General features: G+C 42.3%; 23 protein-coding genes. 12 read left to right on the forward strand and 11 right to left on the reverse strand.

What is annotated here, in order from left to right; all coding sequences use genetic code 11:
* Window positions 1–52: 52 nt before the first annotated feature.
* From hisF to hisG, 8 genes are all read right to left on the reverse strand, one after another.
* Window positions 53–808, reverse strand: a complete 756-nt coding sequence (hisF, locus tag U0035_RS22345) for an imidazole glycerol phosphate synthase subunit HisF (RefSeq protein WP_114791178.1) — start codon at window positions 806–808, stop codon at window positions 53–55.
* Window positions 809–1,003: 195 nt separating this feature from the next.
* Entirely contained in the window at window positions 1,004–2,134 is a 1,131-nt protein-coding gene (gene hisA, locus U0035_RS22350; RefSeq protein ID WP_114791179.1) for a 1-(5-phosphoribosyl)-5-[(5-phosphoribosylamino)methylideneamino]imidazole-4-carboxamide isomerase, read from the reverse strand.
* Between the two features lies 1 nt (window position 2,135).
* A complete protein-coding gene (hisH, locus tag U0035_RS22355; protein WP_114791180.1) occupies window positions 2,136–2,720 on the reverse strand; it encodes an imidazole glycerol phosphate synthase subunit HisH in 585 nt (194 codons plus the stop codon).
* A 1-nt stretch (window position 2,721) separates the two neighbouring features.
* Complete coding sequence (locus tag U0035_RS22360) at window positions 2,722–3,162, reverse strand: NUDIX domain-containing protein (RefSeq protein WP_114791181.1); 441 nt, start codon at window positions 3,160–3,162, stop codon at window positions 2,722–2,724.
* 16 nt (window positions 3,163–3,178) lie between these two features.
* Window positions 3,179–4,318: a bifunctional histidinol-phosphatase/imidazoleglycerol-phosphate dehydratase HisB gene (gene hisB / locus U0035_RS22365; RefSeq protein WP_114791182.1), complete on the reverse strand. Its 1,140-nt coding sequence runs from the start codon at window positions 4,316–4,318 to the stop codon at window positions 3,179–3,181.
* 2 nt (window positions 4,319–4,320) lie between these two features.
* On the reverse strand, window positions 4,321–5,394 hold the full coding sequence (gene hisC / locus U0035_RS22370) for a histidinol-phosphate transaminase (protein WP_114791183.1): 1,074 nt from the start codon (window positions 5,392–5,394) through the stop codon (window positions 4,321–4,323).
* A 35-nt stretch (window positions 5,395–5,429) separates the two neighbouring features.
* Window positions 5,430–6,698: a histidinol dehydrogenase gene (gene hisD / locus U0035_RS22375; RefSeq protein ID WP_114791184.1), complete on the reverse strand. Its 1,269-nt coding sequence runs from the start codon at window positions 6,696–6,698 to the stop codon at window positions 5,430–5,432.
* Window positions 6,699–6,800: 102 nt separating this feature from the next.
* On the reverse strand, window positions 6,801–7,658 hold the full coding sequence (gene hisG / locus U0035_RS22380) for an ATP phosphoribosyltransferase (protein ID WP_114791185.1): 858 nt from the start codon (window positions 7,656–7,658) through the stop codon (window positions 6,801–6,803).
* A gap of 436 nt (window positions 7,659–8,094) precedes the next feature.
* Here hisG and U0035_RS22385 point away from each other — a divergent pair, with 436 nt between their 5' ends.
* From U0035_RS22385 to U0035_RS22435, 11 genes are all read left to right on the forward strand, one after another.
* Window positions 8,095–8,694 (forward strand): SatD family protein, encoded by a 600-nt coding sequence (locus tag U0035_RS22385; RefSeq protein WP_114791186.1) that lies wholly within the window; start codon window positions 8,095–8,097, stop codon window positions 8,692–8,694.
* Window positions 8,691–9,410: a DUF3307 domain-containing protein gene (locus U0035_RS22390; RefSeq protein WP_114791187.1), complete on the forward strand. Its 720-nt coding sequence runs from the start codon at window positions 8,691–8,693 to the stop codon at window positions 9,408–9,410. The genes U0035_RS22385 and U0035_RS22390 overlap by 4 nt, the downstream gene beginning before the upstream one ends.
* Window positions 9,411–9,534: 124 nt before the next feature.
* Window positions 9,535–10,308 carry a 3'-5' exonuclease gene (locus tag U0035_RS22395; RefSeq protein WP_114791188.1) on the forward strand — a complete coding sequence of 258 codons (774 nt, stop codon included), beginning with the start codon at window positions 9,535–9,537 and terminating at the stop codon, window positions 10,306–10,308.
* A gap of 92 nt (window positions 10,309–10,400) precedes the next feature.
* On the forward strand, window positions 10,401–11,159 hold the full coding sequence (locus U0035_RS22400) for a polyprenol monophosphomannose synthase (protein ID WP_114791189.1): 759 nt from the start codon (window positions 10,401–10,403) through the stop codon (window positions 11,157–11,159).
* A 51-nt stretch (window positions 11,160–11,210) separates the two neighbouring features.
* Window positions 11,211–11,666, forward strand: a complete 456-nt coding sequence (locus U0035_RS22405) for a DUF4268 domain-containing protein (RefSeq protein ID WP_114791190.1) — start codon at window positions 11,211–11,213, stop codon at window positions 11,664–11,666.
* Between the two features lie 65 nt (window positions 11,667–11,731).
* Window positions 11,732–12,637, forward strand: coding sequence for an alpha/beta hydrolase (locus U0035_RS22410; protein WP_114791191.1), 906 nt, complete (start codon window positions 11,732–11,734; stop codon window positions 12,635–12,637).
* Window positions 12,638–12,667: 30 nt separating this feature from the next.
* Complete coding sequence (locus U0035_RS22415; protein WP_114791192.1) at window positions 12,668–14,071, forward strand: MBL fold metallo-hydrolase; 1,404 nt, start codon at window positions 12,668–12,670, stop codon at window positions 14,069–14,071.
* A 145-nt stretch (window positions 14,072–14,216) separates the two neighbouring features.
* Window positions 14,217–16,667: a penicillin acylase family protein gene (locus U0035_RS22420; protein ID WP_114791193.1), complete on the forward strand. Its 2,451-nt coding sequence runs from the start codon at window positions 14,217–14,219 to the stop codon at window positions 16,665–16,667.
* A gap of 75 nt (window positions 16,668–16,742) precedes the next feature.
* The gene (locus U0035_RS22425) at window positions 16,743–17,087 is read left to right on the forward strand and encodes a hypothetical protein (protein ID WP_114791454.1); all 345 of its coding nucleotides are present in this window, start codon (window positions 16,743–16,745) and stop codon (window positions 17,085–17,087) included.
* 275 nt (window positions 17,088–17,362) lie between these two features.
* Window positions 17,363–18,409: an oxygen-dependent tRNA uridine(34) hydroxylase TrhO gene (gene trhO / locus U0035_RS22430; RefSeq protein WP_114791455.1), complete on the forward strand. Its 1,047-nt coding sequence runs from the start codon at window positions 17,363–17,365 to the stop codon at window positions 18,407–18,409.
* A gap of 75 nt (window positions 18,410–18,484) precedes the next feature.
* The gene (locus tag U0035_RS22435; protein ID WP_162817879.1) at window positions 18,485–18,658 is read left to right on the forward strand and encodes a hypothetical protein; all 174 of its coding nucleotides are present in this window, start codon (window positions 18,485–18,487) and stop codon (window positions 18,656–18,658) included.
* A 4-nt stretch (window positions 18,659–18,662) separates the two neighbouring features.
* On the opposite strand, the gene U0035_RS22440 is transcribed toward U0035_RS22435, so the two are convergent.
* The 3 genes from U0035_RS22440 to U0035_RS22450 form a co-directional block, all read right to left on the reverse strand.
* Complete coding sequence (locus U0035_RS22440) at window positions 18,663–19,175, reverse strand: DUF1003 domain-containing protein (RefSeq protein WP_114791456.1); 513 nt, start codon at window positions 19,173–19,175, stop codon at window positions 18,663–18,665.
* 150 nt (window positions 19,176–19,325) lie between these two features.
* Window positions 19,326–20,018 (reverse strand): ROK family protein, encoded by a 693-nt coding sequence (locus tag U0035_RS22445; protein ID WP_114791194.1) that lies wholly within the window; start codon window positions 20,016–20,018, stop codon window positions 19,326–19,328.
* 43 nt (window positions 20,019–20,061) lie between these two features.
* Entirely contained in the window at window positions 20,062–21,255 is a 1,194-nt protein-coding gene (locus tag U0035_RS22450) for a hypothetical protein (protein ID WP_114791195.1), read from the reverse strand.
* Window positions 21,256–21,393: 138 nt separating this feature from the next.
* Here U0035_RS22450 and U0035_RS22455 point away from each other — a divergent pair, with 138 nt between their 5' ends.
* Window positions 21,394–23,226 (forward strand): ABC transporter ATP-binding protein, encoded by a 1,833-nt coding sequence (locus tag U0035_RS22455; RefSeq protein WP_114791196.1) that lies wholly within the window; start codon window positions 21,394–21,396, stop codon window positions 23,224–23,226.
* Window positions 23,227–23,237 lie beyond the last annotated feature (11 nt).

Below are 23,237 nucleotides of genomic sequence, written 5' to 3' on the forward strand. Positions count from 1 at the left end.
GTCTTCCGACAGGCAGGTGTATAATTTATTATTTACAATGAACTATCCGCCGTTATAACCGCACTACAATGTTTTCTTTTTGAAGATATTCTTTTAAATCCTTTATTTCAATTTCTTTAAAATGAAAAATACTGGCCGCCAGCGCTGCATCAGCGTATCCACGGGTAAACACTTCCCGGAAATGTTCCATTGAGCCGGCGCCTCCTGATGCAATAACAGGGATGTTTACCGATTGACTGATTTTGGCAGTAATATCAACTGCGAAACCGGCTTTGGTACCATCATTCTCCATGGAAGTCAGAAGAATTTCTCCGGCTCCCAAATCCCTGCATTGTTTTACCCATTCCGTCGCAAGGAGTGGGGTAGGCGTGCGCCCCCCATGTGTTACTACTTTCCATATACCATCGAAAAGCTTGATATCTACTGCTACAACCACGCACTGACTTCCGAAATTTTTAGCCAGTTCGGAAATCAGTTCCGGGCGTTTTACCGCCGATGTATTCACCGAAATTTTATCAGCGCCGTTTTCCAGTAAAACGGAAACGTCATCAACGGTGTTAATGCCGCCACCAACAGTGAAAGGTATATTGATATGGGTCGCAATCTTCCTCACCAGATCCGACAGGGTTTTGCGTTTGTCTACGGTAGCGGTAATGTCAAGGAATACTAATTCATCAGCTCCTTCCTGGCTATAGCGGATGGCCAGTTCTACCGGGTCTCCGGCATCCCTCAACTCCACGAAGTTGGTACCTTTTACGGTTCGTCCGTCTTTGATATCTAAACAGGGTATAATTCTTTTTGCGAGCATGAAAATTGATATTTATCTTATGTCACCCTGAGCCTGACGAAGGGTGCTTTTAAGTCCAAACATGGTTCGTGGGGCTCACCATGACATTCGTTGCACGATCTAATTTATTATTCTAAAGACTTAGTTCTTTTTGTTTCGCTTCTGTGCGGTAGTAGTTGTGAACAATTAATTAGAGATCTCTTAGAAACGAATCCCTTAATTGAATTTTTTTAAATCTTCTAATGAGATGCGGTTTTCGTATATCGCCTTCCCTACAATCACTCCCGAACATCCCACTTCTTTCAATATTTCAAGATCTTCAATTGAGCTTACACCTCCACTGGCGATCAGGCTAATACCTTCCACGTTGTCCAGTATCTTTTTGTACAGGTCGTTAGAACTGCCTTGCAGCAAGCCGTCTTTGCTGATGTCGGTGCAAAAGAACTGTAGCACACCTTTGGAGGCATAGTTGCGGATGAAGTCGATAATGTTGATGTCTGTAGCAACAGTCCAACCTTTGATCTGTATCTTTTCATCCAGTACATCAGCGCCCAGTATAAATTTTTCAACTCCATAAGCTTGGAACCAGTCGGTCAGCAATGCCTCGTTTTTTACGGCTACACTTCCGATAGCCGCATAGGCAGCACCCGAATTAAAAGTTATAGCCAGGCTTTCGTTAGAGCTGATACCTCCACTAAAGTCGATCTTTAAGCTGGTTTTACCGGCAACCTGTTCCAGTACTTTCCAGTTCCTCACTTCACCCGCTTTCGCTCCATCCAGGTCTACCAGGTGTAGTCTTTTTAAACCCGCGTCTTCAAAGCCTTTGGCCACTTCCAACGGGTTTTCATTATATACTGTTTTTTGTGCATAGTCGCCTTTGCTAAGGCGTACACATTTACCATCTATAATATCTATTGCGGGTATAATTTCCATTTTTTGTTGATTCAGTTTCTTTTCCATTACGATAAAATCTTGTCCCAATGCCTGCCAGGATTGGGCTACAGCCTGCATGCCCATTTTCTCGTACAAACCGGTAGCAGTTAAGCGGGCATTGCACCACAGCCTTTGTACTTTTTTTTGCTGCGCCAGTTGGTCTATATAATTTAACAATGAGGTTGCCAGGCCTTTTCCCTGCCAGTCTTTACGGGTGGCCAGTTTGCGAAATTGCATCTCCCGCCCGTTCTGAAAAACAGATACTACGGATACAAGCTCACCCGTTTTATAAATACCCAGGTGTATACCTAACTCATCATCTTTTAATTTTACCACATCAGCAGGGTAGTTCGGATACATTACTTCATGTCTCAATAACCACACTTCGGATAAGGGGACTGGTCTTATATCCATATTAAAGCGCTAAAAAGTTTTTAAGGATCTGCTCACCCGTTTCAGCACTTTTCTCCGGGTGGAATTGTACACCGTAAAAATTGTCTCTTGCCAACGCACAGCTAAAATCAATTTCATAATTCGAAGTAGCAATAGAACTGTTGCTCAGTTCAGCGTAATAGCTATGAACAAAATAACAATAGCTATTGTCGGCAACTCCTTTAAAAAGCGGGTTGTCTTTTACATGTATATTATTCCAGCCAATCTGGGGTATTTTTAAAGTATCACTGGTGAATTTTTTGACTTCAACATCAAACAGGCCCAGGCATGGGGTATCGTTTTCTTCGCTGTGATTGCACAATAATTGCATGCCCAGGCAAATACCCAATAGGGGCTGTGTCGCCGATTGAATCACCTGGTCTAAATTACGCTCTTTCAGGTAACCCATGGCAGTGCTGGCTTCTCCTACCCCGGGGAAAATAATTTTGTCAGCCGAAAGGATTGATTCCTTGTCATCAGTGACAACTGCTTGCGCCCCTATGCGTTCCAGTGCAAAAAGCACGGATTGTATATTCCCGGCGTTATATTTTATAATAACCGTTTTCATATTACCTTAAAAATACTTTTTGTTCTTTACTAAGCGCATCCGAAAGCCAATACGGATTGATTTGGGCCATGTCTACCGGCATATTATCAATGTTGAAGAATTCTAGTGCAGCTGTTTCCTGGTTGAAAAAATCGAGATCTATTTTTTCTTCTATTATTGCTTCAAAATAGGAGGTTACATACTGCACGGTCCTGTCGCCATACCGGTAGGTTTGCGAAGCCGGCGATGAATATACTCCAATAAGGCGGAGGATAATGGCCTTTGAATTGGTCTCTTCTTTAATCTCTCTCTTAATTGCTTCTTCAACTGTTTCCCCAAATTCTACATGGCCAGATATGATACCCCACTGGTCAACGTCTCTTCGTTTTTGTAATAGTACTTCTCCTGCGTCATTAAATACAATAGCTGCTACTGCGGGCAATATTTGTAAAGAAGTGTTCATATACTGTTAAACAATTTTATAAAGTTCCTTTTGTTGTGGGTAGCTGCTCATTACCAGGAGTTCTTTTGATCGCCATTTTGATCGCCTTCGCCAGTCCTTTAAAAATAGCTTCAATTTTATGATGTTCATTCTCTCCTTCAGCTTTAATATTCAGGTTGCATTTCGAACCATCGCTGAAAGATTTAAAAAAGTGATAGAACATTTCTGTAGGCATTTCACCGATTCTTTCTCTTTTGAATTCGGCATCCCACACCAACCAGGGGCGTCCGCCAAAGTCGATCGCTACCTGTGCCAGGCAATCATCCATAGGTAATAAGAACCCGTAACGCTCAATGCCGGCCTTGTTCCCCAGCGCAAATTGAAAAGCTTCTCCCAGTGCAATGGCAGTATCTTCTATCGTGTGATGCTCATCAATATGCAGGTCTCCTTTGGTAATGATTTTCAAGTTGATGCCACTGTGACGGCCCAGCTGATGGAGCATGTGGTCGAAAAAGCCCAATCCGGTTTCTATTTCGCAAATACCGGTTCCATCAAGATTGATCTCGATGTCAATTTTAGTTTCGTTGGTATTACGGGTATGTTGAATCACGCGTTCTTTTTGCTGGAGAAAGCCGTAAATATCTTCCCAGCTTTTTGTCTTCAAAACAATAGTGGTTTCCAGTGCTTTCAAACTGTCGGAGATCTCAGCCGAACCTAAAGATTCATCAATATTCAGCCAGATACCTTTACTGCCCAGGTTTTTAGCCAGTTGTATATCAGTAATTCTGTCACCAATTACATAAGAATTATCAAGGTCGTAATCAGGGTTGTTCATATACTTCGCAAGTAAACCGGTGCCCGGCTTACGGGTGGGGGCATTGTCTGCCGGATAAGTTTTGTCTATCAAAACTTCATCGAAAACAATTCCTTCACTTTCGAGGTTGCGCATTACCAGTTCCTGGTAAGGCCAGAATGTATTTTCCGGAAAGGCATCGCTGCCCAGGCCGTCCTGGTTGGTGATCATCACCAGCTCAAAATCCATATCACGCGCTATTTTCCCCATCCAGGTAAACATACCGGGGTAAAATGTTATTTTTTCTATGGAATCCAGCTGGTAGGTAGGGGGCGCCTCGTTAATTAATGTGCCGTCTCTATCAATAAATAAAACTTTTTTCATTGTCAAACAGTATAATTTTTTAATGCTTCAATCAATGCCTGGTTTTCAGCTGCTGTGCCTACGGTAATACGCAGGCAGCCCTCACATCCTTTAGTGGTATTCCGGTTTCTTACAATAATACCTTTGGATTGCAAATAACTAAAAACATTATGGGCATCTGTTATTTTCACTAACAGGAAATTGGCGTCTGATGGGAATATCTTTTCAGTGAGTGGAACTTTTGCTAATTCAGTTTCTAACCAGCTACGTTGTTCAATGGTCGTTTTTGTCCACTGGTTTACCTGCTCTACATGGGTTAAAGCCTGTAACGCCAGCTGCTGGGTTGCTTCGTTAATATTGTAAGGATACTTTACATTATTCATCAGGTTGATGATTTCCTTGCTTCCAAAGGCGAGGCCCAGGCGCAAGGCCGCCAATCCCCAGGCTTTGGATAAAGTTTGCATCACCACCAGGTTCGGGTAATCCATTAATTGCTGCACAAATGTTTTCTGACGGGCATAGTTGATATAAGCTTCATCAATAACCACGATACCATCAAAGTTATTCAGTATAATTTCAATATCCTGGCGGGTAATGCTGTTGCCTGTTGGATTATTAGGAGAGCAGATGAAAATGATCTTGGTAAAATCATCGATGGCGTCTGCTATAGCCTGTATATCCATCTGGTAATTGTTGTCCAGTGGAACCTCCTTTACTTTGATGTTATTGATCGCAGCGCATACACTGTACATTCCATAAGTAGGGGGTAGCGTGATAATGTTGTCAACACCCGGTTCGCAAAATATACGCATTAATACATCAATAGCTTCGTCACTGCCATTGCCCGCAAATATGTTTTCAACAGGCACTCCTTTAATCTCGCTGATGCGTTGTTTAAAACTGAGCTGTAAGGGATCAGGATATCGGTTCAATGACTCATGTAAGTTACCAATATCCAATGTTACCGGTGAGCCTAAAGCATTTTCATTGGCATCAAGCATTACACTGGCTTCCCCGGTAAATTCATGCCTTGCAGTAGTATATGGAGCAAGGTTTTTAATATTGTCTCTTATCAGGTAGTCTAAATTGAATTCCATTGTTATAAAATTAATCGTTCATATCTTAAGAAGCATTAGAGTCGGATCTTAACCGCGTTACTATGCGCCTGTAGTCCTTCGGCTTCAGCCATAGTAGTAACTGTTTTGGCTATGTTATGTAAACCGTCTTTAGTTAATTGCTGGAAAGTGATCTTCTTATAAAAGCTATCCAGTGATACGCCACTGTAAGCCGTTGCATACCCGTTAGTTGGCAGGGTATGATTGGTGCCGCTGGCATAATCACCCACACTTTCAGGTGAATAGTTGCCAATAAATACGGAGCCCGCTGTGGTGATCTGTTTTAAAACAGTGTTGCTGGTCTTGCAGGCCAGTATCAGGTGCTCCGGAGCATATAGATTTGAAAATGCAATAGCATCACTCACGGTATTTAACACTACAAACCTTGCAAATTGCAGGGCCAGCAGTGCTATATCCTTGCGGGGAAGTTCTGCCAGCTGAAGCGCGATGGCTGCCTGTACCTTCGTTGCAATATCGAGAGTGGTGCAGGCCAGTATTACCTGTGAATCAGGACCGTGTTCTGCCTGGGCTAACAGGTCAGCCGCCACAAATTCGGGTACCGATGTTTCGTCTGCAATTACCAAAACCTCCGAAGGGCCCGCAGGCATGTCAATGGCTACTTTGGTTTGAAGAATTTGTTTGGCGGCGGTCACATACTGGTTGCCCGGACCAAATATCTTAAATACGGAAGGAATCGTTTTAGTTCCGTAAGCCATGGCAGCAATAGCCTGTGCCCCCCCGGTTTTAAAAATCTTGCTGATACCGCATACAGAGGCTGCATACAATATAGCATCGTTGATTTTGCCATTTTTATCGGGTGGTGTGCATAAAATAACCTCCTGGCATCCCGCGATCAAAGCAGGAACGCCCAACATTAAAACCGTGGAGAACAGGGGCGCAGAGCCTCCCGGGATATACAGGCCTACTTTATCAATAGCCCTTGCTTCCCTCCAGCACAGGATGCCCTTGGTAGTTTCTGTTTTTACCACAGCCTGTTTTTGCGTGGCATGAAATTTCTGGATATTATTTTTGGCCTGCTGTATGGCTTTCTTAAGCTGGGGGGCAATATTCTTGGTGGCTGCAGCTATTTCCTTTGCCGACACCTGCAGGCTTTTCAGTATTACTCCGTCAAACTTTTCTGCGTAACTTTTCAGGGCCGCATCACCATTGTTGGCCACATCATAAATAATCGCATTAACAGTGGCCTGTATAGTATTGCTATTCTGCAGGGGCCGCTGGCAAATCGCAGGCCAGGCTTTAGAAGAGGGATATTTATAGAGTTTCAAATTATTGGGGTTTTAATGGTGAGTGGGGATGTTTGAAAGAAGCATTATTGCTTATAGCACATCCTTTCAACCTGTCAACCTTTAAACTGGTTACCTGGCTATTTACTCGATGATCTTTTCAATGGGTAAGATCAGTATACCCTCTGCACCTGCTGATTTTATTTTTTCGATGACATTCCAGAAGTCGTTTTCACCAATTACAGAATGAATAGAAGACCAGCCTTCTTTAGCCAAGGGAACAATGGTAGGGCTGTTGATGCCGGGCAGGTATTTGCAGATTTTTTCAATGCTGCTATTGGGTGCATTCAATAATACATATTTATTATACTTCGCTTTTTTTACCGAACGGATACGGAATAAAAGCTGTTCTAAGAGTGCTGTTCTTTTTTTGGAAATGTTTTTACCGGAAATAAGAACCGCTTCAGATTTCAGGATAGTTTCGTATTCATACAGCTCATTGCTGAATAGTGTGCTGCCACTGCTTACCAAATCGCAGATAGCATCGGCCAAACCTATACGGGGCGCTATTTCCACAGAGCCGCTGATTTCATGGATATCAGCTTTTAGCTTATTTTTCTTTAACCACCCTTGCAGGATAATCGGATAGCTGGTAGCAATTTTAATCCCATCTAATGCCTGTATATTTTTAGGCTTTTTACCCTTAGGTAAGGCAATGGATAAACGGCATTTTCCATAACCCAGCCGCTCAACAATTTCTGTTTCTTTATTTTTTTCAAGCACCACGTTCTCTCCAACAAAGCCAATATCTGCTACACCGTCCTGTACATACTCCGGGATATCGTCGTCACGCAAAAACAGTATTTCTGCGTCAAAATTCTCAGTACTTATTTTTAACTGGTTATTTCCCGCAGGTACGCCTATTCCGCATTCTTTCAGCAGCTTAAGGGAGTCTTCACTGAGTCTGCCTGATTTTTGTACCGCGATTCGTAGCTTTTCCATTTTTTTGTTTTTATTTTTTGATCACCTGGTTTTTGAAAATAAAAAAGGCTTACAAACTGTAAGCCTTTATATAAGTTGATACATAGCACCACCGGCTTACTGCTGTAAGTTTGTAAAATGATGATGGATATGTATATTGCTAAGTGTCATTGCGCGGCAAATATAGAAACTAATTGAATAGAATAGTAGATTTTAGTTGAAAAAATGAAAATTATTTATTGACTGCCGCATTTCTCTTGATTTTTAAAGGATGGGTATCTGATCTATAACCCGGTAAGGGTATTATCGGCTATTTATCCGATACTATTTATTATTGGCTTCTGAGCCGATATTTTGTAATATCGGTGATATGAGCGATATTTAGGTAGTGAATGGAAGGGAAACCTCAACGAGGTTGAGGACGTATGATCAGATTGGAAGCTAAAATTAAAATGAAATGACGGCGGTAATTACGGGTGATATCGTAAATTCAAGAACTGAAACGGCTACCAAATGGCAGCCGTTGCTAAAAGCGGTGTTAAACCAGTATGGTAAAGAACCGAAGAGCTGGGAAATTTACAGGGGCGACAGCTTTCAACTGCGCCTGGTGCCCGATAGTGCCTTAATAGCGGCAATACATATAAAAAGTACGATCAGGCAACTGGCGAATCTGGATGTGCGTATGGCAATAGGAATAGGCACTATAGATACAGAGGCTAAAAAGGTAACTGAAGTAACCGGCGAAGCGTTCATCCGCTCGGGAAGCCGTTTTGATGAAATAGGAAAGCAAATGCTGGTGATAGATACCGGGCAACCCGAATTAAATGAAACGTTGAATTTAATGATTAGCCTCGCACTGCTGACCCTGAACAGCTGGAGTGAAACCGTTGCAACAGCCATTAAAACCAGCATCGAAAACCCTCATAAAAACCAGAGCGAACTGGCTGAAATCCTGCAAAAAACGCAAAGTAGTATCAGCGAGGCTTTAAAAAGAGGGGGATATGATGAAGTTAAGAAACTGAATAAATACTATCAATCTAAGATCGGGCAGCTATGATGATACTTTTCCTGAAATTACTGTTGGCGCATCTGTTGGGGGACTTTGTCTTTCAGCCTACATCCTGGGTGATGGATAAAAGAAAACATAAAAACCGGTCTCCCTATTTATATATACACCTGGCGGTCCACGCTGTTCTTTTGGCTATCGTGTTACAATTCGATACCCAATACTGGCTGGGAGCTTTATGCATTTTGATAAGCCATTACCTGGTAGATTGGGCAAAGCTGGAATTGCAGGGGAAATGGAAGGACGGTTATTTGTTTTTTGCAGATCAGGCCATTCATATAGCTGTATTATTGGCCGTAGCCATACTCTATGCTAACTCAGGCATCAATTGGGCAGATCTTTTTGCTTCCAAACACCTGCTGTTACTATGCGCTGTCATTACCGTTACCTATACTGCATCTGTAAGTATGCGGGTTATAATGGACTATTGGAAAGTAAAGGATGATGAAGCGGCCGACTCTCTGACCAGGGCCGGAAAGTATATAGGTATGATCGAACGGCTACTGGTTTTTTTATTTGTAATTTTAAATCAATGGTCGGCTATTGGCTTTTTAATCGCCGCCAAGTCTATTTTGCGTTTCAGCGATCTGTCTAAGGCCAAAGACCGGAAACTTACAGAGTATATCATAATCGGCACGCTGTTGAGTATCGCTATTGCAATTATTACAGGATTACTGTATAAGTATGTGCTGCAGTTTTTAAATTGAAGTAATCAAGACCAGCAAGACCAGGTAGAATGCCCAAATACCGGATAAATTTGGGTTTTGTTTAAAAGGAAAATTCTGATCTTCAGCACAAGTTTCTTTATCTTAGCCGCCTTTAAATATTGTTATGTTACAAATTACCAAGCCTATAGCATTTATCGACCTGGAGACTACCGGGGTGAATCTGGGAACCGACAGGATAGTGGAAATAGCTATAGTGAAACTGCTGCCGGATGGTTCTAAAACGGTGAAAAGAAAGCTGATTAATCCTGAAATGCCGATATCTAAAACTTCTGTAGAGATTCATGGTATTTCTAACGAAATGGTGAAGGATGCGCCCACATTTGCCCAGGCGGCGCAGGAATTGAAACAGGTATTGGATGATTGTGATCTTGCAGGGTATAACTCTAATCGATTTGATATCCCTTTACTGGTTGAAGAGTTTTTACGCGCAGGCGTGGATTTTGATATGAAAGGGCGCAGGATGGTAGACGTGCAGAACATTTTTCATAAAATGGAGCAGCGCACCTTATCAGCAGCGTATAAATTTTATTGTGGAAAAGTATTGGAGTCTGCCCACTCTGCAGAAGCAGATGCTTCTGCCACACATGAAGTGCTGGTAGCTCAAATCGAGCGTTATCCCGAATTGGGCAATACCATCGACTCCATCAATAAATTTATTGGTGAGGAAGTGGTGGTGGATTTTGCACGCAGGTTTGTGATGCAGGACGGTGTAGAGGTGTTCAATTTTGGAAAATATAAAGGACAATCCATTGCAGAGATATTAACCAAAGAGCCTCAGTATTACGATTGGATGATGAGGGGAGATTTTCCTCAGCAAACTAAACAAAAGCTGACCGAAATCTTTACCCGTACCAAACTGAAGGGACTAAAGCTCTAAAGATTTTAGAAATGGAAGAAACCTGTGCCGGAAGAATGAGCCATAGACACGATAGATGAACCGTGTTTTTGTTGATTTAATTATGATTGTTCTTGGATAAGATAGTTATCATACCAACCTATAACGAAAAAGAAAATATTGAAAGCATTCTGAAAGCTGTATTTGAGCTCGAGGGTGGTTTTCATGTATTGATTGTGGATGATGGTTCCCCGGACGGTACTGCCGATATTGTACGCATGTTGCAGCAAACCTACGAAGGCCGCCTTTTCCTGGAAGAAAGAAGGGGTAAGCTGGGTTTAGGCACTGCCTATATTCATGGGTTTAAATGGTCTTTAAAAAACGGCTACGGGTTCATTTTTGAAATGGATGCCGACTTTTCTCATAATCCCAAAGACCTGATAAGATTATACGATGCCTGTAAAAACCAGGGTGCTGATGTAGCGATTGGTAGCCGCTATGTAAAAGGTGGCGGTGTTATTAACTGGCCGGCCGATAGGATTGCTTTATCCAAAGGAGGATCGCTTTATACACGTATTATCACCTGGATGCCCATTAAAGATCCTACAGCCGGTTTTATGTGCTACACTGCCAAAGTGCTGGAGAGCATCGATTTCGACAGTATCACATTTGTTGGCTATGCCTTCCAGATAGAAATGAAATTCGCTTCCTGGAAACTGGGCTTTAAAATAAAGGAAGTGCCCATCATTTTCCAGGATAGAACGAAAGGACAATCCAAGATGAATAAGGGAATTGTTAAGGAAGGTATACTGGGTGTATTAAATCTTCGCTGGCAAAGTCTTTTTAAAAATTACCGAAGGCGAGTGCGAACCAAGGTTGCTGGCAGCGAGTAGGCGCTCACTTATTACTATTCCTCTTTCATTACTCATCACTCATTATTCATCATGTACAGCAAATCAGAAGCTTCTAATTTAAAAAAAGAATTCTGGACCACCTTTGGTATGTACATGAAACCAGTGAAAAACGCCGAACAGCTTACCATTAACTGGGTTAACTATAAAACCGGTATCCGGCATATTTATTTTAGAATGGATGCTACCAAACGGGAAGCAACTATTGCTATTGAAATCAAACATCCTGATGCAGCCGGCCGGGTATCTGCATATGAACGACTTGAATCTTTAAAAAGCTACCTGGAGCAATTCCTGGAAGAATCCTGGATCTGGCAACCGGAATTTTATGATGAAGATGGCAGTAGCGCTTCGCGGATCTTTACACAATTAGAAGGCGTGAGTGTTTTCAATAAAGAACACTGGCCTGTTATCATTTCTTTTTTAAAAGAGCGGATTATTCAACTCGATCTTTTCTGGAATGATGTTAAAACTCAATTCGAGTTATAAATTTTCTTACCTTATTTTTATCAGGTTTACTATCTTCATGACCTGCACTTTTAAAAAGATGCCAAATGAAAAAGGGATTTATATTTATCCTGATATTAGCTTCGAATATGTTACATGCACAGGAAACAATAAAGCTTTATGATGTTGTTCCTAACAGTAAAAAAACAGATATAGCAGAGAAAAGTGAAACGGCGGCTGACGGTATTACCCGTGTGAGCCAGGTGGTATCACCCGAACTGATTATGTACCGGCCGGAAAATCCAAATGGTACTGCGGTATTAATATGCCCGGGCGGTGGTTATCGTATTCTGGCAATCACACACGAAGGCCATGATGTTGCCAAAGCTTTAAATCAGTGGGGTGTAACTGCATTCGTTTTAAAATATCGTTTACCCGATGATAAAACTATGATGGATAAGACCATCGGCCCCTTACAGGATGCAGAACGGGGCATTCAATTGATTCGTCAGAATGCCAGGCAATGGGGTATAGACCCCCGGAAAGTAGGCGTAATGGGCTTTTCGGCGGGAGGACACCTGGCAGCGTCTCTTTCCACAAAATACAACCAGGAGGTAATCGAAAATCATAAGCATATTTCTCTGCGTCCCGATTTCTCCGTATTAGTATATCCTGTAATTAGCTTTTCCGACAGCCTCGGTCATACGGGTAGCCGCGATAACCTGATTGGTAAAAAAGCTTCTCCTGATAAGATAAAGAAGTTTTCCAATGAATTATTGGTTAATAAAAAAACGCCTCCCGCCTTTTTGGTACACGCTAAAGACGATGGGGGTGTTCCCTTCGGTAATAGCATTGCCTATTATGAAGCATTGCAAAAAAATAAAGTACCGGCCGAAATAAAACTGTTTGAAAAAGGAGGACATGGGTTTGGCATGTACAACAAAAAAGAGTCGGGCGATTGGATGGCCGAACTCCGGCAGTGGTTAATCAAAGTAAAGTTTTTAAATAAATAAGTATCAACAACGATAAAATAAATAAATGCTATGAAAATTGCTTTCCACGGTGCGGCACAAACAGTGACCGGCTCGAAACATTTAATAACTTTAAAAAATGGGAAAAAAATACTCCTGGATTGTGGTATGTTTCAGGGTATGGGCGATGAAACCGAATTCTTAAATCGCGATTTTGGTTTTGTAAGCAGTGAAGTCGACGCAATGATCTTATCACATGCGCATATAGATCATTCAGGGTTGATACCAAAACTCGTATCGGAAGGATTCAATGGAAATATTTATTGCTCGCCTGCAACTAAGGAACTTGCTGCTATACTATTAATGGATAGCGCCGAGATTCAGGAAAGTGATGCCAGGTTTATGGAGAAAAAGCGGGTGACAGGGTTGCCGGAATTACTAAAACCTTTGTATACGATTGAAGACGCTAAAAGTACGATTCCTCTTTTTGCGCCCAGGGAATACGGCGAATGGTTTGATGTAATAGAAGGGGTGACCTGTATGTTTACCGACGCCGGACATATCATCGGAAGTCAATGCGTACATTTGAAAATAAAGGAAGATGGTAAAGAACGCAAGATCACTTTTAGCGGTGATTTGGGCCGGTATCGCGATATTATTTTACGGTCTCCGGAGGTATTTCCGCAGGCAGACTATATCATTATGGAATCTACCTATGGTAATAGCCTGCATGATAACATAACAGGTACACCCGATCAGCTATTAGACTGGATTCAGCGTGTTTGTGTGGATCGTAAGGGGAAACTCATCCTGCCGGCCTTTAGCGTGGGACGTACACAGGAAATCCTTTATTTCTTAAATCAGCTTGAGCTGGAGAACCGGTTGCCCAGGATCCCGGTCTTTGTGGATAGCCCGTTGAGTATAGAAGCAACTGACATGGTTAAACGTTTTCCTCAATACTTTAATAAACGTATACAGAACGTGATGAAAAACGATGATGATCCGTTCATGTTCCCGGGGCTTACTTATATCAAAGATGTAAGAGATTCCAAGGCGCTTAACTTTAGAAGCGGACCAATGGTTATTGTATCCGCCAGTGGTATGGCAGATGCCGGTCGTGTAAAACACCATATATATAACACGGTAGAAAATTCAAGAAATGCGATTGTATTGACAGGGTATTGCGAACCTAATTCTTTAGGGGCGCGGCTTTTGTCTGGTATGAAAGAAGTAGGCATATTTGGCACCGAAAGACAGGTCAATGCCGAAATAGGTCAGATACGTAGCATGAGCGCACATGGCGATTATGAAGATATGAGTCAATGGCTGGCCTGCCAGGATCCAAGAGCAGTAAGGAAGCTGTTTCTGGTGCATGGTGAGCCTGATGTGCAGTTGGATTTTAAAAACCGTTTATTGAAAAAAGGCTTTATGGATGTAGAAATTCCCGAACGTCATTTTGAAATAGGATTGGATTAAAAAAGTATAGCAAACCGCCGTAGTGGCGGTTTTGCTTTTAAATGGAATCAATAACCTGCTTTTTATTCCGGTGGGCATCGCTACTTCTTGATATTTATCAATTCGGGCTATCCCAAAAATGGTTTATCTTTCCTAAAAGATCGATATGAGACTGCTGCCATTCTGCTTTTCTTTATTGATAACGGTTTTGTTGATATTTATCCTGGATCAACCAATAGGGACTAAAGTACCCATGCCCCTGGGTAGCTTCCTGAGTCCGCAAACGGGTTTTTGGCAGAATGCCGAAGATACTGCTTATAATTATAGCGTCGATATTCAGCAATCCGATCTGAAAGGGAATGCAAAAGTGTACTTTGATGAAAGGCTTGTTCCGCACGTCTTTGCAGAGAATGATGAAGATCTTTATTTTATACAGGGTTACCTGCATGCTAAATTCCGCTTGTTTCAAATGGATCTGCAAACCAAAGCAGCAGAAGGCCGGGCCAGTGAAATAGCGGGTCCTGTTGCCGTTAACTATGATAAAGAGCAACGCCGGCTGGGAATGAAGTTTGCAGCAGAAAACACCTTACAGGTTGTGGAGCAGAACCCGGATGCGCTCGCACGCTACACGTCTTACACGAAAGGAATTAATGCCTACATCAACACATTGACAGAAAGTTCTCTGCCGTTAGAGTACAAAATACTCAACTTTAAACCTGAGCAGTGGACCAATCTGAGAACAATGTTATTGTTGAAGATGATGGCTAAAATGCTGTCTTCAGGAACAGAACATGATCTGGAAAATACCAGCCTCCGCGCCATCCTTACTTCTGAGCAGTTCAATCTTTTATATCCGCAGGTACCGGACTCTTTGTTGCCGATAGTACCTAAGGGAACCGTTTTTCCCAAGCCCATGCATGATTATAAACTACCTGCTAACGTAGACTCCGCCTATTTTCATAACCAAAGAATCGTGGCAGCACAGACCAGATATCGCGAGGATAAAGATAATGGAAGTAATAACTGGGTAGTAGCTGGCAGCAAAACAGCGAGCGGGGCGCCTATTCTTTGTAACGACCCGCATTTGGAGCTATCCCTTCCGTCTATATGGTACGAGATGCAATTGACAAGCCCCACCTCAAATGTTTATGGCGCCAGCTTGCCCGGCAGCCCTTTTGTGATCATTGGTTTTAATGATTCAATTGCCTGGGGTGTTACTAATGCCCAGAGAGATGTAAAAGATTATTACACCATCAGGTTTAAAGATGATAGTAAAAAAGAATACTGGTTTAATAACGCCTGGAAGCCCACCCAACAAAGGATTGAAGAAATTAAAGTAAAGGGGCAGGCTCCTGTTTTTGATACGGTGGCTTACACTTTATTTGGTCCTGTGATTTACGACGGGGCTTACACAGATACTATTACCCGCCAGGATGCGCTGGCCGTCAAATGGATGGCACATCATACAGGCGATGATGGCAGCGCTTTTTATAAACTGAACCGCGCGGGAAATTATAATGAGTATGTATCCGCTATAAAAGATTTTGAATGTCCTGGTCAAAATTTTGTATTTGCATCCAGGTCGGGAGATATTGCTATCTGGCAACAAGGGAAGTTTCCTGACAGGTGGCAGGGACAGGGGCAATACATCATGCCCGGGCAAGACAGTAGCTATCTCTGGCAGGGGTATATCCCCCAATCAGAAAATCCACATGCTTTTAATCCGGAGCGTGGGTTTCTGGAAAGTGCCAATCAGCGACCGGTTGATGGAACTTATCCTTACTTTATACCGGGAACCTATATTACACCGCGAGCTAACGCTATCGAACATTTCCTGAGTCGGATGAACGGAATAAGTGTGCAAAATATGATGGAACTGCAAAATAATAATTACAATATCCTGGCCAGCCAAATGATACCCATCTTCCTGCACCACATTAATGAGGCTGCGTTGACGGCAGGAGCACGTACTTATTTAAATACTGTTAAGCAATGGGATTTTGAAGCAGGGCCTTATTCTGTCGGGCAAACGATCTACCAGTTCTGGTTAGATAGTTTGCAGAGGAATATCTGGTCAGATGAGTTAGGCAAAACAGGCGTTAAAGTGCCTGTTCCCGAAGAGCAAACGCTGATGGAGCTTTTGATAACAGACTCAACTGCGCTGGGATTCGTGGATAATAAAAACACGCCACAGGTCGAAACATTAAGAGACCTGGTGACGGCTTCGCTTAACGGCGCGGCGGTGAAACTGGCTCAGTCAGAAAAAGAAGGCAGGCTGGAATGGGCTAAATTTAAAGAGCCGGCAATTTATCACTTACTGAAGGCTAATCTGCCTTCATTTGCCCGCACTCATTTACCGGTGGGCGGAGCCGGAAGCGTAATCAATGCTATCAAAAAAAGCCATGGCCCAAGCTGGCGAATGATTGTTCAAATGTCCGGCACTATTGAAGCTTATGGGGTGTATCCCGGTGGACAAAGTGGTAATCCCGGTAGCCGGTTTTATGATAATGCAGTGGATAGCTGGGTGCAGGGTAAATACTACCAGCTTTGGATGATGCAGAAAGGGCAGGAGGGCGATGGCCGTGTTAAATGGACCATGAGCTTCATAAAGGGCTAAAAAACGCTGTACGACGGCTTGCAAGTGGCTATGCTTAATCTTAAACCTTGAATTGTGAACTTTAATCAGGTAATCATGAAATTTTTTATATCCCTTCTGTCTATAGCAATTTTATCATTTATAGTTGGTTTATATACATCCTGGTGGAGTGTTGCTGTGGTGGCGTTTGTTGTTTCCCTATGCGTTGTGCAAAGTCCGGGATCTTCTTTTTGGTCAGGGTTTATGGGCGTTTTTCTGCTTTGGCTGATTATTGCCTTATTAATCAATGCAGCCAATGGAGGTATACTCGCTAACAGGATCGGAGGGATGTTAGGTGTTGGGCAGAGCCCCGTGTTACTGGCTTTTATTACGGCATTAGCGGGAGGTCTTGTTGCCGGGTTTGCTGCTTTAACAGCTTCGTACATCAGGAAAAAAGTATAAACAAGCCGCTGAATTGCCAATTGCGATAATATCATCTTCTTCCTGATTTCGGGAGCTACAACCTGTTAATGTCGTTGGGTGATCTACATTTCTCATCGTCTCTGGAGGTAATGCATCGTACTATCCATTTTCTTATGTTTTAAACAATGGCTTAGCTATTCAGCCATCTGAAGTCGCAAATTACGCGTACCTTTGCACCGCGAAATTTGGTGCAGCCTGCAACTGCCCAATTATTAAATAATTTCCTGCACCGGCAGGATCAAATTTCAAAATTAATGGCTTTACACAATCGGGTTTCCCGCAAGGAGCTGAAGGAGCGTATTTTACAGGATAATACACCTCGCACCACTATATCATTCTATTGTTATTTCAAAATAACAGACCCTGTACAGTTTCGAAACCATCTTTACCGCAACTTTTCTGATATGGGCGTGCTCGGCCGCATTTATGTCGCTGAAGAAGGCATCAATGCACAGATAAGTGTGCCGACCGGCAAATTTGACACATTCAAAGAATTTTTATATCGTTTAGATACCGCGTTGATTAACTTGCGTTTAAATATTGCAGTTGATGATGATGGGAAGTCTTTTTATGTACTGGACATTAAGGTTCGTAATAAGATTGTTGCTGACGGAATAGAAGATGCCGGTTTCGATATGGCTAACCGTGGTAAATATGCCGACGCCAAAACATTTAACAAGCTAAGTAATGATCCTGAAACCATCATTATTGACATGCGTAACCACTATGAATTTGAAGTAGGACATTTCGAAAATGCAATAGAAATTCCCAGCGATACTTTTCGGGAACAATTACCCATGGCAGTAGAGATGATGCAGGAGCATAAAGACAGGAACATTATCATGTACTGTACCGGCGGGATACGATGTGAAAAGGCTTCAGCATATATGCTGCATAAAGGTTTCACAAATGTATTTCATTTGGAAGGTGGTATTATCAATTATGTGAATAAAGTAAAAGAGGAGGGACTTGAAAATAAATTTCATGGAAAGAATTTCGTTTTCGACCAGCGATTAGGGGAACGGATTACGGATGAAATTATTTCAAAATGCCACCAATGCGGGAAGCCGGCAGATACACATGTAAATTGCGTCAATGACGCCTGTCATTTGCTTTTTATTCAGTGCGGGGATTGCGCAAATGAATTTGAAGAATGTTGCAGCATTGATTGTAAGGAGTTTATACATTTATCGGCTGAGCAACAAAAAGAATTACGTAGCGGGGTGGATTTGGGGCGGAATGTGTTTAATAAATCGAAATCCAGGTTAGGGAATCTGACAACCAGGAACAGCACAGACTGAAAATAACTTTTTTTTATGAATTGCAGCGTTTGGAATGATGTTTGCGTCTATAGGAATTGTTAAAGCTAAACTTTTATGAACAGGATATCCAAGATGCTTCTTCTTCTTTTACTGGTAATTTTGCCGGTCGTACTTTTTGTTCTCGACAACAGGCAGGTTTTAGCCGAAAATGCAAAAGATGCTTTGCCGGTCAAGGAACCTGCAAGATCAGCAGGTCCTGTGTTTTCGGTGTTTAATGGCGCTGAATAAAAAATCAGCCTTTCTCCGATTTCAACAACTCCACTTCCTGCTGCAAACGTATAATCAGTTCCTGTATCTGTATAATTTTGTCTGTCCGGTTTTGAGCTTCAGTGTGTTGTGTAGCGGAGGGTAATGTATCATCTTTCGGTTCATCATCCATCTCCTCCTGTAGTTCTTCTACATCTTCCTGTATCTCTTCTACATCTTCCTGAATTTCTTCGATATCTTCCTGAATTTCTTCTACATCCTCTTGTATCTCTTCGATGTCTTTACTGTTTTTATTGACTGACATCTGGATAAAAATGGCCAGGTAGATAGCTTCGAGTGAAACTATCGTGGTGAGTACCAGCAGCATTTTATCGAAGCTTACGATATGTAATGGAGGCAATGCAAAAGCAGTTATAAATAGCAGCGTATGTACTGCCAGCGACGGAGTAGATCCGATCCATCGTGTAGCTACGTCCGCAATACGCTCCAGTCGCTCCCGGTTGCGCTCTCCTAATGTGTGTGTATCTTTTTGTTGCATAAATGAGGGCGCAAAATTAGCTAATCTGACGGTTACATAAATGAAAGCCTGGCTGCCGGTGTACAAACAACTTAATCCGCGGCTAACGGCGGTATCAGAAACGCCACAGTATTGTTAGGATGGCACCTGTAACCGTCTGCCGGAAGCTTGCTATTGCTCCCACAGTTTTACACCGCCGTCAATACCATCTATATTGTTAACCAGGATGATATTATCGTCCAGTTTAAAATCAAGTTTCCTGGACAATCCACCTCCGATGTACAATCGGTCGTAATTGAAAACAGTTTTGGTTACGGAGAGCACATACTGCATTCTTTTATTCCATTTTTTCTTGCCGATCTCGTTATAAGCCGCTTCCCCGATAAACGCATCATAATCCTGTCCTTTATGAATAGGGTGGTGGGCTACTTCCAGATGAGGTAACACTTTCCCCTCCAGGTAGAAGGCCGTACCAAAGCCGGTTCCCAATGTGGTCATCATTTCAAACCCTTTGCCGCTTACGCAGCCAAGGCCCAGCAGGTCAGCGTCGTTTACAACCCTTGCAGGCTTTCCCAAGGTAACCATTAGCTCTTCGGCAAGGTTGATCCCGGCCCAATAGCCTGTGCCGAGATTGGGGGCCGTATGAACAATACCATCTCTTACATATCCCGGGAAACCTGCCGATACGCGATCATATTTAAAGGTCTGTACCAGTTCTTTTATTGTGGCCAGTACATTTTTAGGATTAGCGGATTGAGGGGTGGGGACTTTCGTATACTCCTGTAATATTTTTCCGCTCTTACTAAGTGTGCATGCTTTTATTTTCGATCCGCCGATATCAATTGAAAGTGTAATTGCTGCCATTATTGTTGTTTATATGGTAAAGGTTTATATTGTTACTGGTAAACTATCGTTCAAAAAGCCCAAAGGTTCCGCCGGTCCATGTTTTATCTTTATTATAGCGTACCCCGATCATTTTACCCTTGCTTAGGCGAACGAGATTGTTGGCAGGAACGGGGCGCGCCGCGTTTTTTGGCCAAAAGTAAAATACCCGGATCTCTGCTTTCGCCGGCTCGTCAGGAGTTTGTATTACGGATGCATAAGTAACTTTTTTTTGTAGAATCCAGTTTTGAGGATCTTCTATATTTTGGATATCATCCGGGGTTATATCAATGACAACTCCCTGCCCTGCGAAGGAAAAAAGCGGTTTTAAAACATAATTCTGCAGGTCTTCCGGTATATGTTCTACCTGGTCAAGGTATTGTGTAGATGGAATATTGGGATGCTGTATCAATGGCAGGGTATATTTGCTAATCCGATAAAACCAGTTGGGGTGAGGCATCCATTCTACTTCCAGGTCTTCGAACAGTACTTTAGCTTTTTCCTGCACCCAATCTTCCTGTTGCAGCAATTCATCGAAAATCACCCGGTTGTAAATTCTTTTGATGCGTGTTTCTTTGCCTTCTTTCAAATAAAAAAGTTGCTTTCCTTTTTGGATCAGTTCCGTAACACAAAGCGGTATAATGCCGGTATATTCTTGGGTGCAATAAAAATCGATATTGGTTTTTTGCTGGTGGGGAAATATTTCGAGCAGCACAACATGCTCGGGTTCATGTCCGTTCAGTAAAAGATCTTTTAATAGTTTCAGATACGAATCTCTATCCAGGCCGTTCAGGTAGCTGGAGTAATGGGACGGAGCGCTAAAATGTTTATAGAAAACATCATCCAACAACACCTCAAAGGCAAAAAGGGTAGGAAATGCCTGCATTTCTATGAGTTGAGGTTCCAGCTTCTGCTGATCATTGATACAAACCCCAAAATCGAAAGTAATGCAGGAAGGGTAATCATCTTCATTCAATACCTGTAATTCGCGGGGAATTGCATTTTGTGTAAGCGCTTTAAAATCGGGCTTCAAAATTACATCCACAATGCTTTCGCAGGCGCTAAGCAGTTGGTTTGTAAAATCCCTGGGGACAAAAACAGGTGTTTCGGCAGACCTGAACTGTATTGTGCCATGTTTACTGTTCAGTTCTTTGAGGAAAGCCTCATACTTTTCCGTCGTAAAATTGCTGTTATACTGTGCTCTTAAATCGGGTACCATTAAAACAAAATATAGTTGACAAGATAGTGAATAAGTTTTAGTGATAATAATTAAATGACAAAAAGTTTTTATAAGTTAATATGGGTAGTAAAGATTGATAAATGAGGAGTTTAACTGCTAAAACCCTACCTTGCATTTATGAGGCATTTAAGAGCTCTGGGAAAATATTTTTGGAAGTACAGGGTAAGATTAGGAGCGGGGATTTTGTTTGTAGTGTTGTCTAACTACTTTAACGTTTTATCGCCACAGCTCATGAGGTTTATTATCAATTATGTCGACAATGCACTGTCGCTAACCCATAGCCGGGTGACGGGAACAGATGACGGATATGATTTCCTGGTTAAAAAGGTAATTGGTTGGATTGGTGTGCAAAGCAATGTAGGGCGGGTAGTTATTATAGCCAGTCTCATTATTTTGCTGCTTGCCTTGCTAAGAAGCTTTTTTATGTTTTTGATGCGGCAGACCATCATTGTAATGAGCCGTCATATAGAGTACGATCAAAAGAATGAAGTGTATGCCAAATATCAAAGCCTCGATAACTTGTTCTTTAAACGTCATGCAATTGGTGATTTGATGAACCGTATCGCCGAAGATGTAAGCCGGGTGCGCATCTTCACGGGCCCTGCGATCATGTACATTGTAAACCTGGTTTCCGTAATAGCATTGAGTGTTTTTTTTATGCTCCAAAGCAGTAAAGAGCTTACTTTTTACGTATTAATTCCATTGCCTGTACTGGCTATTATTATTTATTTTGTCAATAGTACCATTCACAAAAAAAGCGAACGCATACAGGAAGCCTTGTCGGATCTTACTACCAATGCCCAGGAGTCATATTCTGGAATCCGTGTTATTAAATCATTTGTACAGGAGCGTTCTATGCTTGATTTTTTCCAGGTAAATACCGAGCGGTATAGAAAGAATGCAGTAAGTCTGGCCAAAACAGAAGCTATTTATTTCCCCGCTATCAACCTGCTGATTGGTATTAGTACCTTGTGTACTATTATGATCGGGGGGCTTTATTATATCAATCATGAGCACAACATCAGCCTGGGAACTATAGTTGAGTTTATAGTTTATGTAAATATGCTCACCTTCCCGGTAAGTGCCATTGGTTTAACCGCGAGTATGGTGCAACGTGCCGCAGCATCTCAAAAACGTTTGAATGAGTTCCTGGACATTGAACCCGAAGTGAAAGACAGCACATCAGCAAAAGATGCAGTGATTGAGGGCATAGTAGATTTTAACAATGTAACATTTACCTACCCTGATACGGGAATTACGGCGCTCAGGAATTTCAATCTTCATATAAAGAAAGGAGAGAAAATTGCTATTACCGGCAGAACGGGCAGTGGTAAATCAACTATAGCCCAGCTCTTGTTACGGATGTATAATGTGGAGGCGGGTAATATTGAGCTTGACAAAACACCGCTGGCAAATCTGCAATTGTCATCGCTGCGCCAGCAGATCAGTTATGTACCCCAGGATGTTTTTTTATTTAGTGATACGGTAGAGAATAATATTCGTTTTGGTATTCCTAATGCAAAAAAAGAAGCCGTGGTAGAAGCTGCCCGCATTGCGGGTGTGGATAAGGAGATAGAAGGTTTTGCGAATGGATATGATACCCTGATCGGCGAACGCGGTGTTACTTTAAGCGGCGGACAAAAACAAAGGATATCGATAGCCAGGGCGCTGATCAAAGATCCGGGATTAATTATTTTTGACGATTGCCTAAGCGCCGTAGATGCCAAAACAGAAAAAGAGATCATGGGCCGGTTAAACGAATACCTGGCTGATAAAACGGCTATCATTATTACCCATCGTGTTTTCTCTTTACTCAATTTTGACCGGATTATTGTACTGGAGGAAGGCCACATTGTTGAAGAGGGTACCCATGAACAGTTAATGCAGATTCCTGATGGTTTTTATGCCAGGCTTTATGCACGGCAACAGGGACATACCGGTCATCAGTAGGCTATCTGCTT

The sequence above is a fragment of the Niabella yanshanensis genome, from assembly GCF_034424215.1.
Lineage (GTDB): Bacteria > Bacteroidota > Bacteroidia > Chitinophagales > Chitinophagaceae > Niabella > Niabella yanshanensis.